16 protein-coding genes are annotated in these 16,810 nt (G+C 66.4%); 11 read left to right on the top strand and 5 right to left on the bottom strand.

Annotation, left to right across the window (positions count from 1 at the left end; translation table 11 throughout):
• Positions 1-113 precede the first annotated feature (113 nt).
• The 4 genes from BLS42_RS17220 to sdhC form a co-directional block, all read right to left on the bottom strand.
• Complete coding sequence (locus BLS42_RS17220; protein WP_018774751.1) at positions 114-896, bottom strand: succinate dehydrogenase iron-sulfur subunit; 783 nt, start codon at positions 894-896, stop codon at positions 114-116.
• 1 nt (position 897) lies between these two features.
• Positions 898-2,697, bottom strand: coding sequence for a succinate dehydrogenase flavoprotein subunit (gene sdhA, locus BLS42_RS17215; RefSeq protein WP_090583367.1), 1,800 nt, complete (start codon positions 2,695-2,697; stop codon positions 898-900).
• 118 nt (positions 2,698-2,815) lie between these two features.
• Entirely contained in the window at positions 2,816-3,280 is a 465-nt protein-coding gene (locus tag BLS42_RS17210) for a succinate dehydrogenase hydrophobic membrane anchor subunit (RefSeq protein WP_090583365.1), read from the bottom strand.
• Positions 3,281-3,283: 3 nt separating this feature from the next.
• Positions 3,284-3,664, bottom strand: coding sequence for a succinate dehydrogenase, cytochrome b556 subunit (sdhC, locus tag BLS42_RS17205; protein ID WP_090583363.1), 381 nt, complete (start codon positions 3,662-3,664; stop codon positions 3,284-3,286).
• Positions 3,665-3,931: 267 nt separating this feature from the next.
• On the opposite strand from sdhC, the gene BLS42_RS17200 reads away from it, so the two are divergent.
• From BLS42_RS17200 to BLS42_RS17150, 11 genes are all read left to right on the top strand, one after another.
• On the top strand, positions 3,932-5,065 hold the full coding sequence (locus tag BLS42_RS17200; RefSeq protein WP_090583361.1) for a mannose-1-phosphate guanylyltransferase: 1,134 nt from the start codon (positions 3,932-3,934) through the stop codon (positions 5,063-5,065).
• A gap of 97 nt (positions 5,066-5,162) precedes the next feature.
• Positions 5,163-6,362: an amidohydrolase gene (locus tag BLS42_RS17195; protein WP_090583360.1), complete on the top strand. Its 1,200-nt coding sequence runs from the start codon at positions 5,163-5,165 to the stop codon at positions 6,360-6,362.
• Between the two features lie 252 nt (positions 6,363-6,614).
• On the top strand, positions 6,615-7,079 hold the full coding sequence (locus BLS42_RS17190) for a MarR family winged helix-turn-helix transcriptional regulator (protein ID WP_090583358.1): 465 nt from the start codon (positions 6,615-6,617) through the stop codon (positions 7,077-7,079).
• Between the two features lie 148 nt (positions 7,080-7,227).
• Positions 7,228-7,659 (top strand): organic hydroperoxide resistance protein, encoded by a 432-nt coding sequence (locus tag BLS42_RS17185; protein ID WP_090583356.1) that lies wholly within the window; start codon positions 7,228-7,230, stop codon positions 7,657-7,659.
• Positions 7,656-8,687, top strand: a complete 1,032-nt coding sequence (locus BLS42_RS17180) for an NADP-dependent oxidoreductase (RefSeq protein ID WP_090583354.1) — start codon at positions 7,656-7,658, stop codon at positions 8,685-8,687. The genes BLS42_RS17185 and BLS42_RS17180 overlap by 4 nt, the downstream gene beginning before the upstream one ends.
• A 385-nt stretch (positions 8,688-9,072) precedes the next feature.
• On the top strand, positions 9,073-10,140 hold the full coding sequence (locus tag BLS42_RS17175; RefSeq protein ID WP_090583493.1) for a BMP family lipoprotein: 1,068 nt from the start codon (positions 9,073-9,075) through the stop codon (positions 10,138-10,140).
• A 163-nt stretch (positions 10,141-10,303) separates the two neighbouring features.
• Entirely contained in the window at positions 10,304-11,995 is a 1,692-nt protein-coding gene (locus BLS42_RS17170) for an ABC transporter ATP-binding protein (RefSeq protein ID WP_090583352.1), read from the top strand.
• On the top strand, positions 11,988-13,388 hold the full coding sequence (locus tag BLS42_RS17165) for an ABC transporter permease (protein ID WP_090583350.1): 1,401 nt from the start codon (positions 11,988-11,990) through the stop codon (positions 13,386-13,388). Before BLS42_RS17170 ends, BLS42_RS17165 begins: the two co-directional genes overlap by 8 nt.
• Positions 13,385-14,701, top strand: a complete 1,317-nt coding sequence (locus tag BLS42_RS17160; protein ID WP_090583348.1) for an ABC transporter permease — start codon at positions 13,385-13,387, stop codon at positions 14,699-14,701. Before BLS42_RS17165 ends, BLS42_RS17160 begins: the two co-directional genes overlap by 4 nt.
• 2 nt (positions 14,702-14,703) lie before the next feature.
• Positions 14,704-15,108, top strand: a complete 405-nt coding sequence (locus BLS42_RS17155) for a cytidine deaminase (RefSeq protein WP_090583346.1) — start codon at positions 14,704-14,706, stop codon at positions 15,106-15,108.
• Complete coding sequence (locus BLS42_RS17150; RefSeq protein WP_090583345.1) at positions 15,105-16,436, top strand: thymidine phosphorylase; 1,332 nt, start codon at positions 15,105-15,107, stop codon at positions 16,434-16,436. The genes BLS42_RS17155 and BLS42_RS17150 overlap by 4 nt, the downstream gene beginning before the upstream one ends.
• A gap of 69 nt (positions 16,437-16,505) precedes the next feature.
• Here BLS42_RS17150 and BLS42_RS17145 read toward each other — a convergent pair.
• A partial coding sequence (locus BLS42_RS17145; protein ID WP_143019231.1) for an IS30 family transposase occupies positions 16,506-16,810 on the bottom strand: 305 nt, incomplete at its 5' end.

The raw sequence follows: 16,810 nt of genomic DNA, 5'->3' as shown, positions 1-16,810 counted from the left end.
CTTTCGTTTGAGGGGGAACGACGACGGCGCCCCCACCCGTGAGGTGAGAGGCGCCGTCGTCGGCAGCTCCTGATGATGAAAAAGGGAGCTAATGCGGCCGGTGGAACCGGTCGTTAGATCTTGCGGGAGAGGATGGCCTGCTTGACCTCGGCGATTGCCTGCGTGACTTGAATGCCGCGGGGGCATGCTTCGGTGCAGTTGAAGGTGGTGCGGCAGCGCCACACGCCTTCCTTGTCGTTGAGGATCTCCAGGCGCATGTCGCCGGCGTCATCGCGGGAATCGAAGATGAAGCGGTGCGCGTTGACGATCGCGGCCGGGCCGAAGTACTGGCCGTCGGTCCAGAACACCGGGCAAGACGAGGTGCACGCGGCGCACAGGATGCACTTGGTGGTGTCGTCGAACCGCTCGCGGTCCTCGGCGGACTGCAGGCGTTCCTTGGTGGGCTCGTGGCCGCGGTTGATCAGGAAGGGCATGACTTCGCGGAAGGACTGGAAGAACGGCTCCATGTCCACGATCAGGTCCTTCTCCACCGGCAGGCCCTTGATCGGCTCGACCGTGATGGGCTTGGACGTGTCCAGGTCCTTCAGCAGGGTCTTGCAGGCGAGACGGTTGCGGCCGTTGATGCGCATGGCATCGGAGCCGCAGACGCCGTGGGCGCAGGAGCGGCGGAAGGAGACGCTGCCGTCCATCTCCCACTTGATCTTGTGCAGGGCGTCCAGGACACGGTCGGTGCCGTACATGGTGACCTTGAAGTCATCCCACGTGGCGTCCTCGGAGACCTCGGGGTTGTAGCGGCGCACGCGCAGCGTGACGTCGAAGGACGGGATCTCCCCGCCGCCGCCGACGCCGGCGGGCAGTTCGATCTTGGATGCTGGCTCAGCGAGTTCAGCGCTCATCTTAGTACTTCCTCACCATCGGCTCGTAGCGCGTAAAGACCACCGGTTTGGTGGCAAGCCGGATGCCGGCAATCGACTCGGCGGAACCATCCGCCGGGGCGTGCTCATCCTTGTACGCCATGGAGTGCTTCATGAATTTTTCGTCGTCGCGCTCGGGGAAGTCCTCGCGGAAGTGGCCGCCGCGGGATTCCTCGCGGTGCAGGGCCGCCACGGTCATGACCTTGGCGAGTTCCAGCAGGAAGCCCAGTTCCACGGCCTCGAGCAGGTCCAGGTTGAAGCGCTTGCCCTTGTCCTGGACGCTGATGCGCTGGTACCGCTCCTCGAAGGACGCGATGTCCTTCAGGACCTGGTTCAGCGTGTCGGCGGTGCGGAACACCTGCATGTTGGCGTCCATGGTGTCCTGCAGTTCCTTGCGGATCGCAGCGACCTTCTCGGTGCCGTCAGAAGTGCGGACGTGGTCCAGCAGGTTCAGCGTGTAGGCCTCAGGGTCAACGGGGAGCTCCACGAAGTCTGCGGTCTTGGCGTATTCGGCTGCGGCGATGCCGGCGCGCTTGCCGAACACGTTGATGTCCAGCAGCGAGTTGGTGCCCAGGCGGTTGGAGCCGTGGACGGAGACGCAGGCGACCTCGCCGGCGGCGTAGAGGCCCGGGACCACCGTGTCGTTGTCCTGGAGGACCTCGGCGGTGATGTTCGTGGGGATGCCGCCCATGGCGTAGTGCGCCGTCGGGAACACCGGAACCGGCTCCGTGTACGGCTCCACACCCAGGTAGGTGCGGGCGAACTCGGTGATGTCCGGCAGCTTGGCATCGATGTGCGCGGGCTCAAGGTGCGTCAGGTCCAGGAGGACGTAGTCCTTGTTCGGGCCGCAGCCGCGTCCTTCACGGACTTCGTTGGCCATGGAGCGGGCCACAATGTCACGCGGGGCGAGGTCCTTGATGGTGGGCGCGTAGCGCTCCATGAAGCGTTCACCCTCGGAGTTGCGCAAAATGGCGCCTTCGCCGCGGGCGGCCTCGGAGAGCAGGATGCCCAGGCCGGCCAGGCCTGTCGGGTGGAACTGGAAGAACTCCATGTCCTCCAGCGGGATGCCCCGGCGGAACGCGATGCCCATGCCGTCACCGGTCAGGGTGTGGGCGTTGGAGGTGGTCTTGAAGACCTTGCCGGCGCCACCGGAGGCGAACACCACGGACTTGGCCTGGAACACGTGCAGCTCGCCGGAGGCGAGGTCATAGGACACGACGCCGGCGACGCGCTTCTGCTTGTACGGCGTGCCGTCCTCGCGGACAGCGTCCTCTTCGACGGTCAGCAGGTCCAGGACGTAGTACTCGTTGTAGAACTCGACGTTGTGCTTGACGCAGTTCTGGTACAGGGTCTGCAGGATCATGTGGCCGGTGCGGTCGGCGGCGTAGCAGGCGCGGCGGACCGGTGCCTTGCCGTGGTCGCGGGTGTGGCCACCGAAACGGCGCTGGTCAATGCGGCCCTCGGGCGTGCGGTTGAACGGCAGGCCCATCTTTTCCAGGTCCAGGACGGCGTCGATCGCTTCCTTGGCCATGACCTCGGCAGCGTCCTGGTCAACCAGGTAGTCGCCGCCCTTGATGGTGTCGAAGGTGTGCCACTCCCAGTTGTCTTCCTCGACGTTGGCCAGGGCTGCACACATGCCGCCCTGCGCCGCGCCGGTGTGGGACCGGGTGGGGTAGAGCTTGGTCAATACTGCTGTTCGGGCGCGCTGACCTGATTCGATCGCCGCGCGCATCCCGGCGCCACCGGCACCGACGATCACGACGTCGTACTTATGGACCTGCATACCAGACGCTCTTTCTCTCAAAATTCGCTATAACCCACCGGCGGCCGTGCCTGCCCGGTGAAGTCTCGTGCAATCTGCGCCTGCGCTCGGCAGGCGAAGATCAGTTGCCGTGTCGCCCCTAAGGCGCGGGGCAGAAGCCGCCGGGAAGCTGGACGCCGTTGGCCACGGGGCAGGGATTGAACGTGAAGATGACCAGGGTGCCCAGGACGATGATGACCGTGGTGGCCGCGTAGAGCACAATCTTCAGCCAGAGACGCGTGGCGTTTTTCTCGGCGTAGTCATTGATGATCGTGCGGACGCCGTTGGTGCCGTGCAGCATGGCGAGCCACAGCATGGCCAGGTCCCAGAACTGCCAGAACGGGTCGGCCCACTTGCCGGCCACAAAGCCGAAGTTGATCGCGTGGATGCCCTCGCCGACCAGCAGGTTGACGGTCAGGTGGCCGAAGATCAGCACCACCAGCACGACGCCGGAGAGGCGCATGAAGAGCCAGGCGAGCATCTCGAAGTTGCCCTTGGAACCGCCGTTGCGGCGGTACTTGGGCTGGATCTTTCCACTACGTGGACTCTGAATCGTTGCAGTCATGGCTTAGTGACCTCCAAAGGCGAGGGACAGGTGGCGGATGGAGAAGCCGACCATGACGACGACCCAGAGGCCCAGAACCGTCCAGAGCATCTGACGCTGGTACTTGGCACCCTTCTTCCAGAAGTCGACGGCGATGATCCGCAGGCCGTTGAAGGCGTGGAACACGATCGCCGCGACAAGGCCCGTTTCACCCAGGGCCATGAGGGGGTTCTTGTAGGTACCAATCACTGCGGTGTAGGCCTCGGGGGACACACGCACCAATGAGGTGTCCAGCACGTGGACCAACAAGAAGAAGAAAATCACTACACCGGTAATGCGGTGTCCAACCCAAGACCACATGCCTTCACGGCCGCGGTACAAGGTGCCAGCTGGTTTTGTCGGCACTGAATAAACCTCCCTGCAACACAGCGGCGCTGGCATGGGATCCACGCGGGGGGAACGCCTGCTGCGAGAGCACTCGTAAGCTCAAGCCTAAATCTAGGCTTCGCTCACAGCTTATTCAATTTAGGAACCCCTTGTTGACAGGCCCCGGCGCGGTTTTGCGTTGATTTTGAGACGAACGCCACATTTGGCCGTTGTTAAGGGGGCCGGAAGCCCTCGATCCCGGCCCAATCGGGGCCGATTCGGCCGCCGTCGGCTAAAGTAGCGGTGATGACTACAGACAAAGTGACAAGCCAGGATTCACCGCTGGACCGTTTTATTGCGGTAATTCCGGCGGGCGGGGTGGGGACCCGTCTCTGGCCTCTGTCACGGGCAGCAGCCCCGAAATTCCTTCACGACCTCACCGGTTCGGGCAGCACCCTGCTGCGCGCGACCTATGACCGCCTCCAGCCTGTCGCCGGCAGGCACGTGCTGGTGGTGACCGGCGCCGCCCACAAGGCAGCCGTCTGCCGCCAGCTGCCTGAGGTCCTGGACTCCAACCTTGTCCTGGAAAGCGAACCCAAAGATTCCGGTGCGGCGATCGGCCTCGCCGCGGCCATCCTGCATGAGCGGGACCCGGACACCATCATGGGCTCGTTCGCCGCGGACCAGGTCATCAGCCCGGACGACCTCTTCCAGGACGCAGTCCGTGAGGCCGTCTACACCGCGGCCGCGGGGAAGATCGTCACCATCGGCATCAAGCCGACCCATCCCTCCACCGGATTCGGCTACATCCGCTCCGGTGCGAACCTCAACATCCCCGACGCGCCCAGCGCGCAGTCCGTGGTGGAGTTTGTAGAGAAGCCCAGCGAGGAAGTGGCCCAGCAGTACGTCGACAGCGGGGAATATGTCTGGAACGCGGGCATGTTCGTGGCTCCGGTCTCGCTGATGCTCAAGCACCTCGAGGCCAACCAGCCCGAGCTCTTCGCCGGACTCCAGGAAATCGCCAAGGCCTGGGATACCCCGGAGCGCGACGCCGTCACGGCCCGGGTGTGGCCCACACTGCCCAAGATCGCCATTGACTACGCCGTTGCCGAACCCGCCGCCGCAGCCGGCGACGTCGCCGTTGTGCCCGGAACGTTCCTCTGGGACGACGTCGGGGACTTCGCCTCCGTGGGCCGGCTCAACAGCGCCAAGGAAGTCGACGAGGTCACGGTACTGGGCGAGGGCGCACGCGTTTTCACCGAGAACGCCAGCGGCGTGGTGGTCTCCGATACCAAGCGCGTGATCGCTTTGATCGGCATCAAGGACGTGGTGATCGTTGACACTCCGGACGCCCTGCTGGTCACCACCAAGGAACACTCGCAGCGGGTCAAGCAGGCCGTGGATGCCATCAAGGCCAAGGGCGACACCGACGTCCTGTAGGCGGATTGGAGCGGACCAGGGGTTGTTCAATATCCAGCAATCCGTAACGCGGAGTACCCGATGCCGCTATTTATTGTCCGCTCGCTAGAGTTATTCCGTGCGCAATTACTCGACTGAAGCTGAGCCCACGACTCTCGTGGGGCCGTGGCTGGAGCCCCTCCTGCCGGAGCTGATCGCTTTCCGCCGCGACCTCCATGCGCACCCGGAACTTTCGTTCAAGGAGTTCCGCACCACCGACAAGCTGGCGAAACGGCTCGAGGAAGCCGGGCTCAAACCCCGCCGCCTCGAGAGCACGGGCCTGACGGTCGACGTCGGGCACGGACCCATCGCCACCGCCCTGCGCGGGGACATCGACGCCCTGCCGATCATCGAGGAAACGGGCCTTGAGTTCGCCTCGAAGAACCACGGCGTGACCCACGCCTGCGGCCACGATGTCCACACCACCACCATGCTCGGCATCGCGCTGGTCCTGCAGCGGATGCATGAACAGTCCCCGCTGCGGGGGACGGTGCGGATCATCTTCCAGCCGGCCGAGGAAACCATGCCCGGCGGCGCCACCTCCTGCATCGAGCAGGGCGTCCTGGAAGGCGTGCCGCGGATCCTGGCGCTGCACTGCGATCCCCGGATCGAGATCGGCAAGATCGGCACCCGGATCGGGGCCATCACCTCCGCCTCGGACACCATCAAGATTGAGCTCTCCGGCCGTGGCGGCCACACCTCCCGCCCCCACCTGACCGAGGAACTGGTCTTCGCCCTGGCGCAGATCGCGGTCAATGTTCCCGCCGTGCTCTCGCGCCGGGTCGATGTCCGCAGCGGCGTGTCGGTGGTCTGGGGCCAGATCTCCGCGGGCTCGGCCCCGAACGCCATCCCCGGCAGCGGCTACCTGGCCGGCACCATGCGGTGCCTGGACCGCGAGGCCTGGCACGACGCCGGTGAGCTGCTCGATGACATCATCCGGCAAGTCGCCGAGCCTTACGGCGTCGACGTCCATCTGGAACACACCCGCGGCGTCCCGCCGGTGGTCAACTCTGAACACGAGACCGCGCTGATTGAGGCCGCGGCCCGCGCCGAAATCGGCGAGGGCGCCGTGGTCCTGACCCCGCAGTCCATGGGCGGGGAAGACTTCGCGTGGTTCCTGGCCGACACTCCCGGCGCCATGATGCGCCTCGGCACCATGACTCCCGGCGGGGAAGAGTACGACCTTCATCGCGGCGACTACATCGTTGACGAGCGGGCGCTGGGCCTCGGCATCCAGGTGCTCACGGCGGCGGCCCTGCGCACCATCCGAGACCTGTAGCTCCCGCAGCTACCCGCGACTCTGGCCTTCGCGGCCCGTCGCCCCGCGGGGTTTCCCCACCTTTGCCGGCACGACGCCGGGACGCACCGGCGGTGCGAGCCGACACGCCGTCGGCACCCGGCGAACATGGGGAAATCCGGCGGGTGCCTGCGGCGTGGGCCCATTGCAGGTCAGAGCCATGGTTGCAGCACGGACAATTGAGTTGCGCACAATTGAATTGTGCACAACCCAAATGTGCGGTACCGTGGAGGCATGACCACGCCAGAAGAGGCCCGACCCGCCAGTCCCGAAGCGCTCCGCCTGAACCGGCAGGTGTGCTTCGCGATGTACTCGGCCTCGCGCGCCGCCACGGCCGTCTACCGGCCCATGCTGGAGGAGCTCGGCCTGACCTACCCGCAGTACCTCGCCATGCTGGTGCTCTGGGAAGCGGAGCCCCGCAGCGTCCGTGAACTGGGGGAGGAGCTGGGACTCGACTCCGGCACGCTGTCGCCGCTGCTCAAGCGGCTCGAGGCGCTCGGCCTCGTCCAGCGCCGCCGGTCCGCCGAGGACGAGCGCCGCGTGGAGATCTTCCTCACCGACGCCGGCGCCGCCCTGAGTGTCAGGGCCAGCGGCATCCCGCAGCGCCTGGCGGACGCCGCCGGGCTCACCGCCGCTGAACTGGACCAGCTCCGCGAAACCCTGGGCCGGCTGGCCAACGCGCTCCACGCCTCGCACTAAGCCCTTCCCTTACACCCCTTCCCAGGCCCACGAGGCCGACGTCGAAATCGCGGCAGGCGTGCCAACTCGCCGGAAGTTTACGGCGACTCCGCAGGCTTCCGGCGAGTTCCAACTGAACCCCTTCTTCCCGCCCACAGAACGGAAACCCATGAAGACCCTTTACACAGCCGAGGCCCTGGCCTCCGGCGAAGGCCGCGACGGCACCGCCATCACCAAGGACGGCAAGCTCAGCGTCACCCTCGCCAGCCCGGTGGAACTCGGCGGCGACGGCGCGGGAACCAACCCCGAACAGCTCTTTGCCGCCGGCTATGCCGCGTGCTTCCACTCCGCCCTGCGCCTGGTCGGACGCAAGGAGCGCGCCGACCTGACGGACTCCGCTGTCGCTGCCAAGATCCACTTCGGCGCACTCGAGGACGGTGCCGGATACGGCCTGGCAGCAGAGCTCGAGATCGCCCTCCCCGCCGTGGACCGGCAGACCGCCGAGGCGCTTGTGGCCAAAGCCCACCAGATCTGCCCCTACTCCAACGCCACCCGCGGCAACATCACTGTCGACATCACCATCCTGGAGGTCGCCGCATGAGCGCCAACACCGAAACCCTCACCCTGCCCGCCACCACCCGCGAGATCCAGCTGGCGTCCCGGCCCCACGGCCGCCCCGTCCCGGCGAACTTCCGCGTCGCCGAGTCGCCGCTTCCCGAACTGCAGGATGGCCAGGTCCTGGTCCGCAACATCTACATCTCGGTGGACCCGTACATGCGCGGCCGCATGAACGACGTCAAGTCCTACTCCGCGCCCTTTGCGCTGGATAAGGCGCTCGACGGCGGCGCCGTCGGCGAAGTCATCGCGTCCCGCGCCGAAGGGCGCGCTGTCGGCGATACCGTCGTCCACGGCCTCGGCTGGCGTGAATACGCCGTCGTCGACGGGGCGGCCACCACCCTGGCGCGCACCGATCTGGCCCCCGCATCAGCATTCCTCGGTGCCCTCGGCATGACCGGCCTGACCGCCTACGCGGGCCTGCTGAAGGTCGCGGAATTCAAGCCCGGCGACGCCGTATTCGTCTCTGGCGCCGCCGGCGCGGTCGGCTCGCTCGTGGGACAGATCGCCAAGGCCATGGGTGCGTCCCTGGTCATCGGCAGCGCCGGCTCGCCGGAAAAGGTGGCACGGCTGCTCGAACTCGGCTTCGATGCCGCGTTCAACTATCACGACGGCCCGGTTGCGGAACAGCTCGCCGCGGCGGCGGGTGAGCGCGGGATCGACGTTTACTTCGACAACGTCGGCGGCGAGCACCTGGAAGCGGCGTTGTCCACGCTCACCGTCGGCGGCAGGGTGGCCATGTGCGGGGCCATCGCCCAGTACAACGCGACCGAACCCACGCCCGCGCCGCGGAACCTCATGCAGGCGATCGGCAAACAGCTCACGCTCAAGGGCTTCCTGGTGGGCGGCTACTGGCAGCACATGGCCGAGTTTGTCGAAACGATGTCCGCCTGGCTCGCCGACGGAACGGTCCGCTACGACGAGACTGTGGTGGACGGCCTGGACAACGCCCCGCAGGCCTTCATGGACCTGCTCGACGGCGCCAACACCGGCAAGATGCTGGTCCGTCTCTAACCGGCGCCGGCGCCGGCGCACCACCAGACACACAGGCGCCTCCGGCACCATCAGACACGCAGACGCCTCCGGCGCCAGTTCCTGCGGGGACCGGCGCCGGAGGCGTCTGCGCGCCTTCCCTGGCAGGAGGGCCCGGCTACCACTAGGTAACAAGTTCTCAACAATCTGTGCAATTGCTGTGAAGTCTGCTACGTGTACGTGGCGCAGGCCACTAAAGTAGCTTCCATCAGTGCGCCTCGGCGCAGTGCTGCGAATCCATCAGTGACAACAGAGATCAGCGGAACTCCGCAGACAGACACTCATTGAACTCCCGTCGTAGCGCCTACTCTTTCTTCCTGGAGGAAAATTGAAGAACTCTCTGCGTGCCACCTTCAAGCGCGGATCAATGGCCGGCGTCGCCACCGCGGGCGCGGCTGCACTCCTGCTGACCGGCTGCGGGGCTGCCCCGGAGGCCAGCACCGCCACCAACACCGCCAGCAACTACACGGGCTGCATCGTGTCCGACTCGGGTGGATTCGACGACCAGTCGTTCAACCAGTCTTCCTACGAGGGCCTGAAGAAGGTCACGTCGGAGCTGGGCCTTAAGATGAACGAGGCCGAGTCCAAGACGAACAACGACTTCGAGCCCAACCTGCGCGCCATGGTCGCCGCCGGCTGCAACCTGACCGTCACGGTCGGCTTCCTGCTCGGCGACGCCACGAAGGCCCAGGCCACCGCGAACCCGGACAAGCACTTCGCCATCATCGACTTCGGTTACGAAACCCCGGTCGCGAACGTCAAGCCGATCATCTACGACACGGCCCAGGCCGCGTTCCTGGCCGGCTACCTGGCCGCGGGCACCACCAAGACCGGAACGGTCGCCACCTTCGGCGGCATCAAGATCCCCACGGTCACCATCTTCATGGACGGCTACGCCGACGGCGTGAAGTACTACAACGAGAAGAAGGGCAAGAACGTCAAGGTTCTTGGCTGGGACAAGGCCAAGCAGGACGGCTCCTTCACCGGCGACTTCGAAAAGCAGGACAAGGGCAAGCAGTTCACCCAGAACTTCCTGGACCAGGGCGCCGACATCGTCATGCCCGTCGCCGGTCCGGTCGGCAAGGGTGCGGGCGCGGCCCTGCAGGAAGCCAAGGCAGCAGGCAAGGACGTCAAGCTCATCTGGGTTGACTCCGACGGCTTCCTCACGGCACCGGATTACAAGGACATCATGCTCTCCTCCGTCATGAAGCAGATGGGCGAGGCCGTCGAGACGGTCGTCAAGCAGGACAAGGACGGCCAGTTCACCAACAAGCCGTACGTTGGCACGCTCGCGAACGACGGCGTCCAGCTGGCTCCGTTCCACGACTTGGATTCCCAGGTTCCGGCCGAACTGAAGTCCGAGCTGGACCAGATCAAGAAGGACATCGCCGACGGCAAGCTGAAGGTTGAATCTGCAGCCAGCCCGAAGGCCTAACTTCCTCCGCTAAGCGCCACGGCCCGTCCGGTCACCACCGCACGGGCTGTGGCGCTTTTCGTTGCGGCCCGCCCGTGTCAGAGCGCAGGCACTAAGCTGGTGCTGCAGCCCCCACTACCCGTCCGGACCAAGTCTTCCGGACACCTCGAGATTGGTCAGAGTTTTGAAACTTGAACTCAAGGGCATTACTAAACGCTTCGGCTCCCTGGTAGCCAACGATCACATCGATGTGGTTGTTGAGCCCGGGCAGATTCACTGTCTGCTCGGTGAGAACGGCGCTGGCAAGTCCACGCTGATGAATGTCCTCTACGGACTGTACGAGCCCACCGAGGGCGAAATCCTGATCGATGACAAACCGGTCACCTTCCGCGGGCCCGGCGACGCCATGGCCGCCGGAATCGGTATGGTGCACCAGCACTTCATGCTGGTCCCCGTCTTTACCGTCGCGGAAAACGTCGCACTGGGAGCGGAGACCACCAAGACCGGCGGATTCCTGGACCTCGAGGACACGCGCCGGAAGATCCGGGAGATCTCGGACCGGTACGGCTTCGACGTCGACCCCGACGCGCTGATCGAAGACCTCCCCGTGGGCGTGCAGCAGCGCGTCGAGATCATCAAGGCACTGGTCCGCGACGCCAAGGTGCTCATCCTCGACGAGCCCACAGCCGTGCTGACCCCGCAGGACACCGACGAACTGCTGGACATCATGCGCCAGCTCAAGAGTCACGGCACCTCCATCGTCTTCATCTCCCACAAGCTGCGCGAGGTAAAAGCCGTCTCGGACACCATCACCGTCATCCGGCGCGGCAAGGTAGTGGGCTCGGCCGATCCCGGCGCCTCCACCACCGAGCTGGCGTCCATGATGGTGGGCCGGGCCGTGAGCCTGACCCTGGACAAGGCTCCCGCCAATCCGCAGGAGACCACCTTCGAGGTCAAGGACCTCACCGTCATCGCACCCAGCGGCCAGCATGTGGTGGACGGCATCAGCTTCGGGATCGCCCGCGGCGAGATCCTCGCCGTCGCCGGCGTCCAGGGCAACGGCCAGACCGAACTGACCGAGGCCATCCTCGGTCTGCAGGAGAGGGTCCACGGCTCGATCGCCCTCGACGGCGAAGAACTGCTGGGCCGCAGCGTCAAGGACGTCCTCAACGCCGGCGTCGGATTCGTGCCGGAAGACCGTTCACTCGACGGGCTGATCGGCACGTTCTCGATTGCCGAGAACCTGATCCTGGACCGCTACGACCAGGCGCCGTTCGCCAAGGGCATCAGCATGAGCCCGGCCAAGGTCCTGGAGAACGCCAAGACCCGGATCGATGAATTCGACGTCCGCACGCCGTCCGGCATGCTCGCCGCCGGCACACTGTCCGGCGGCAACCAGCAGAAAGTCGTCATGGCGCGGGAACTCTCCCGCCCGCTGAGGCTCTTCATCGCCTCCCAGCCCACCCGCGGCGTGGACGTGGGCTCCATCGAGTTCCTGCACAAGCGGATCGTCGCGGAGCGGGACCATGGCACGCCCGTCATGATCGTCTCCACCGAACTGGACGAGGTGATTGAACTCGCCGACCGGATCGCCGTGCTGTACAAGGGCCGGCTGGTGGGAATCGTCCCGGCCGGCACCGGGCGCGACGTCCTGGGCCTGATGATGGCCGGGGTGTCCCCGGACGAAGCCCAGGCCGAAGCGGCGGACAAGCACTCAGCACCGTCCCTCTCGGAAAACCCGGCCGGCACCCCGGCAGAAAACCCGGCCGGCACCCCGGCCAATGACCCCGCAACGAGGCCGGCAACGAACCAGACGCCCGCCGCCCCGTCCGCGCAGGAGCCCGGCTCCAGCGCCGTAGGAGACCACCATGAGTGAGAACACCGAGCCGCGGCCCGCGGCCGCACCGGACCCGGACCGGCTTCCGGCAGCACAAGCCACCGCAGTGGAGCCTGAGCCGCTCGAGGACGATGAAGCCTTTGTCACCTCGCTGGACACCGCGGGCGGTGCCCACCAGCCATCGGCCGTTCCGGTCTCGACCCAGAGCGGATCCCTTCCCGGCGCCCCGGAAGAGGAGTCGGTGCTGCGCATGATCTTCACCGGCAATGGCATCGTGACCATCCTGGCGGTGGTGCTTGCACTGATCCTGGGCGGCTTGCTCATCGCCATGACGGACAAAGTTGTCGGCACCACGGCGGGCTACCTCTTTGCCCGGCCCAGTGATTTCCTGACCGCCGTCTGGTCCGCTGCCACAAGCTCGTACGTCGCCCTCTTCCAGGGCGCGGTCTTCAACCCCCGCGGGGCCGGAGTGGCCGGACAGTTCGCCCCCCTCATGGAGACGCTGACCATCGCCACCCCGCTGATCACCGCGGGCCTCGGCGTCGCACTGGCCTTCCGCGCGGGGCTTTTCAACATCGGTGCACAGGGCCAGATCATCATGGCCGGCATCCTCGCCTCGTGGGTCGGCTTCGCGCTGCACCTGCCGATGGGGCTGCACCTGCTGCTGGTCCTCGTGGCCGGCGTCATCGGCGGCGCCGTTTGGGGCGGCATCGTCGGCGTGCTCAAGGCCAGGACGGGCGCCCACGAGGTCATCGTGACCATCATGTTCAACTACATCGCCCTCTATTTCCTGCGCTACCTGCTCGACACGGACTTGTTCCAGCGGCCGGGGGCGGACACGCCGATATCGCCGATCCTGGACCCCAGCGCCGCGTACCCGCTGCTCTTCGGCAGCCAGTACCGGCTGCACCTGGGCTTCCTGCTGGCCATCGCGGCCACCGTGTTTGTTTCGTGGCTGCTTAACCGCTCCACGCTCGGTTTCGAATTCCGTGCCATCGGGGCCAACCCCAAGGCAGCCCTGACTGCCGGCATTAACGTCTCCCGGGCCACGATCCTGGTGATGACCATTGCCGGTGGCCTGGCCGGCCTGGCCGGCGTGGCGCAGGTGGCAGGCACGGAAAAGGTCCTGACCGATGGTGTCGCGGCAACCTACGGCTTTGACGCGATCACCGTGGCGCTGCTGGGACGTTCGTCGCCGTGGGGCACCTTTGCCGCCGGCGTGCTGTTCGGAGCCTTCCGCGCAGGCGCTGTCCAGATGCAGATCCAGACCGGAACTCCGATCGATATCGTGCTCGTGGTCCAGTCGCTCATTGTGCTCTTCATCGCGGCGCCGCCCCTGGTCCGGGCGATCTTCGGACTCAACCCGCGCAAGAAGAAGGCCGCGACCGCCGGCAAAACCAAGCAGGCCGCAACCACCGGAGGTGCCGCATGAGCACAACAGCAACCTCGCCCGTCCAGGGGGAATCCCAGCCGGACAAGAGCCGCAGGCCCGCGGAGTCCGCGAAGCCCGTAACCTGGAAGCTGCCGGTAACGCTGGCGGTGCTGGCCACCGTCGCCTTCATCTTCTTCGGCCTGCTGGGCCCGCAGGTGAACGCCAAGTTCGGCGTTTCGTCCGGCGGAGATTTCTTCCAACTCCCCGCGATCGACGTCCCCGCTTTCCTGTCCGGGATCGTGCTCTCTCTGATCCTGCTGGGCTTGGCCGGCTACGCCTTGGTCCTGAAGGCAAAAAAGAACCAGAGGCCCCCGCGCTGGCTGCCGGCCGTGTTCACAGTTGTGTTCGTGGTCGCCTTCCTGATCTGGGTGGTGGGCGGTGCCCGGACCCCCAGCATTTCGCTGGCCGGCCTCATTGCCGGGTCCGTGACGCTCGCCGTGCCGATCGTCTTCGGCTCCCTCTCAGGTGTGCTGTGCGAACGCGCCGGCGTCGTTAACATCGCCATCGAAGGCCAACTCCTGGGCGGTGCCTTCACGGCCGCGCTCGTCGCCAGCCTGACGCACAACCCCTACCTAGGCCTGCTTGCGGCGGCCGTGGCGGGCGCCCTTGTCTCGATGGTGCTGGCGCTGTTCGCCATCAAGTACGTGGTCAACCAGATCATCGTCGGCGTCGTGCTCAACGTCCTGGTGTCCGGGCTCACCGGCTTCCTGTTCAGCACCGTGATGCAGTCGGACCCGGAGAAGTACAACTCGCCCGGCGAGCTGCCCATCATCGATATCCCGGTTCTGTCCGGCATCCCGGTGATCGGGCCCATCCTGTTCAAGCAGTCCGTGGTGGGCTACCTGATGTATGTGGCCGTGATTGTGATCTGGATCGGGCTGTTCAAGACGAAGTGGGGGCTGCGCGTCCGTGCCGTGGGCGAGCACCCGCAGGCGGCCGACACGCTGGGCATCAAGGTCAACGCGACCCGGTTCTGGAACGTCACACTCGGCGGCGCCGTCGCCGGGATCGGCGGATCGTTCTTCACCCTTGTGGCGATCGACAGCTTCACCAAGGAAATCTCCGGCGGCCGCGGCTTCATTGCCCTCGCCGCCATGATCCTGGGCCGCTGGAATCCGATCGGGGCGTTCTTCGCCGCGCTGTTGTTCGGCTTCGCCGACAACCTGCAAAGCATCGTGACGATCATCGGCACGCCCGTGCCGAGCCAGTTCATGGCCATGCTGCCGTACGTCGTGACCGTGTTTGCCGTGGCGGGGCTCGTCGGCCGCTCCCGGCCGCCGGCCGCCGACGGCATACCGTACATCAAGGGCTGAGCATGGACAGCATCAACGTCGACTGGGCAGCGCTCGAAGCCGCGGCCGTGACCGCCATGAAGAACGCCTACGCGCCGTATTCGAAGTTTCCGGTGGGGGCCGCGGCCCTCACCGGGGACGGGCGGATCGTCAGCGGCTGCAACGTTGAGAACGCCAGCTACGGGCTGACCCTGTGCGCCGAGTGCGCCCTGGTGGGCAACCTGCAGATGACCGGCGGGGGACGGCTCCGCGCCTTCTACTGCGTCGACGCCGGCGGGAACGTCCTCATGCCGTGCGGGCGCTGCCGCCAGCTGCTCTACGAATTCCGGGCTCCGGATATGGAGCTCATGACCACGCAGGGAATCAAGACCATGGACCAGGTCCTTCCCGATGCCTTTGGCCCCCAACACCTGGAGGAACCCCGGTGACACACGCGACCCAGACCACCAGCAACAGCGAAGCGTTCGACGCCGTCGACATCATCCGCATCAAGCGGGACAAGGGCGTGCTCAGCCCGGCCCAGATCGACTGGACGATCGACGCCTACACCCGCGGCGCCATCGCCGACGAACAGATGGCCGCCCTGAACATGGCCATCCTGCTCAACGGCATGGACCGGGCCGAGATCTCCCGCTGGACGGCGGCCATGATCGCCTCCGGCGAGCGGATGGACTTCTCCAGCCTGCGCAGGCCCGACGGCGGCGTGAAGGCGACGTCGGACAAGCACTCCACCGGCGGCGTCGGGGACAAGATCACCCTGCCGCTGGCGCCCCTCGTGGCGGTCTTCGGCGTGGCCGTGCCGCAGCTCTCGGGCCGCGGCCTCGGCCACACCGGCGGCACGCTGGACAAGCTCGAGGCCATCCCGGGCTGGCGTGCGGACCTCAGCAACGACGAAATGATGGCCCAGCTCCAGGACGTCGGTGCGGTCATTTGCGCGGCCGGCGCGGGGCTGGCCCCGGCGGACAAGAAGCTCTACTCGCTCCGCGACGTCACCGGGACCGTGGAGGCCATCCCGCTGATCGCGTCCTCGATCATGAGCAAGAAGATCGCCGAAGGGACCGGCTCGCTGGTGCTCGACGTCAAGGTGGGCAGCGGCGCGTTCATGAAGGACGAGGCCCGCGCCCGCGAACTCGCCGAGACCATGGTGGCCCTGGGCAAGGACGCCGGCGTCAACACGGTGGCCCTGCTCACCAACATGAACACGCCCCTGGGCCTCACCGCGGGCAACGCGATCGAGGTCGAGGAATCCGTGGAGGTCCTCGCCGGGGGAGGCCCGGACGACGTCGTCGAACTCACCGTCCGGCTCGCGGAGGAAATGCTGGCGTGCGCCGGGGTGCGCGACGCCGATCCCCGCGCCGCGCTGCGGGACGGCCGGGCCATGGATGTCTGGAACCGGATGATCCAGGCTCAGGGTGGGGACCCGCGCGCCAAGCTCCCGGTCGCCAAGGAATCCGAGGTCATCTACGCCCCGGCCGACGGCGTTTTGGTGGAGCTCGACGCGATGGCCGTCGGCGTCGCAGCCTGGCGGCTCGGCGCTGGACGCGCCCGCAAGGAGGACCAGGTCCAGGCCGGGGCTGGGGTGCGGATGCACGCCAAGCCGGGCGCCACGGTCAGGGCGGGCGAACCGCTCATGACCCTCCTGACGGACACCCCGGAGAAGTTCGAGCGTGCCAAGGAAGCGCTCGAAGACGCCGCCGTGATCGCACCCGAGGGCTCCCGACCCGCCCAGAAGCTCATCATCGACCGCATCGCCTAAGCCCGTTGCCCTATCACCTTTGGTCCCCAAGCCCCCGGCAAAGTCAAGGAGTCGGAGCAACGCCGGGGTTTAAGCCGCCGCTTGCAGCAGCTGGTTCAGCCGGTTGGCCGGGGTTTCCAGGTTGAGGGTGGGCCGGGGCCGGCGGTTGAGTTTCGCGGCGATCTGGCGGAGGTCCTCCGTGGTGTGGACGGAGAGGTCGGAGCCTTTCTCGAACCAGAACCTCAGGAGCCGGTTGGTGTTCTCGTTGGACCCGCGCTGCCAGGGCGAGTGCGGGTCGCAGAAGTAGAGCGTGGTGTCGAGCGCGGTCTGGATCCGGTCATACTCGGCGAGTTCGGTTCCGCGGTCCCAGGTGATCGAGCGGCGCAGGTGATCCG

Origin of the sequence: Arthrobacter sp. ov407, assembly GCF_900102895.1 — a bacterium.
GTDB lineage: Bacteria > Actinomycetota > Actinomycetes > Actinomycetales > Micrococcaceae > Arthrobacter.
This window is presented reverse-complemented; position numbering and strand designations above follow the sequence as displayed.

Excerpts from the sequence above, each read along its gene's own strand:
- sdhA (WP_090583367.1), bottom strand. The coding sequence starts at position 2,697 with ATGCAGGTCCATAAGTACGACGTCGTGATCGTCGGTGCCGGTGGCGCC.
- BLS42_RS17175 (WP_090583493.1), top strand. The coding sequence starts at position 9,073 with ATGGCCGGCGTCGCCACCGCGGGCGCGGCTGCACTCCTGCTGACCGGC.
- BLS42_RS17185 (WP_090583356.1), top strand. The coding sequence starts at position 7,228 with ATGAAGACCCTTTACACAGCCGAGGCCCTGGCCTCCGGCGAAGGCCGC.
- BLS42_RS17160 (WP_090583348.1), top strand. The coding sequence starts at position 13,385 with ATGAGCACAACAGCAACCTCGCCCGTCCAGGGGGAATCCCAGCCGGAC.
- BLS42_RS17210 (WP_090583365.1), bottom strand. The coding sequence starts at position 3,280 with ATGACTGCAACGATTCAGAGTCCACGTAGTGGAAAGATCCAGCCCAAG.
- BLS42_RS17165 (WP_090583350.1), top strand. The coding sequence starts at position 11,988 with ATGAGTGAGAACACCGAGCCGCGGCCCGCGGCCGCACCGGACCCGGAC.
- BLS42_RS17220 (WP_018774751.1), bottom strand. The coding sequence starts at position 896 with ATGAGCGCTGAACTCGCTGAGCCAGCATCCAAGATCGAACTGCCCGCC.
- BLS42_RS17155 (WP_090583346.1), top strand. The coding sequence starts at position 14,704 with ATGGACAGCATCAACGTCGACTGGGCAGCGCTCGAAGCCGCGGCCGTG.
- BLS42_RS17200 (WP_090583361.1), top strand. The coding sequence starts at position 3,932 with ATGACTACAGACAAAGTGACAAGCCAGGATTCACCGCTGGACCGTTTT.
- BLS42_RS17190 (WP_090583358.1), top strand. The coding sequence starts at position 6,615 with ATGACCACGCCAGAAGAGGCCCGACCCGCCAGTCCCGAAGCGCTCCGC.
- BLS42_RS17180 (WP_090583354.1), top strand. The coding sequence starts at position 7,656 with ATGAGCGCCAACACCGAAACCCTCACCCTGCCCGCCACCACCCGCGAG.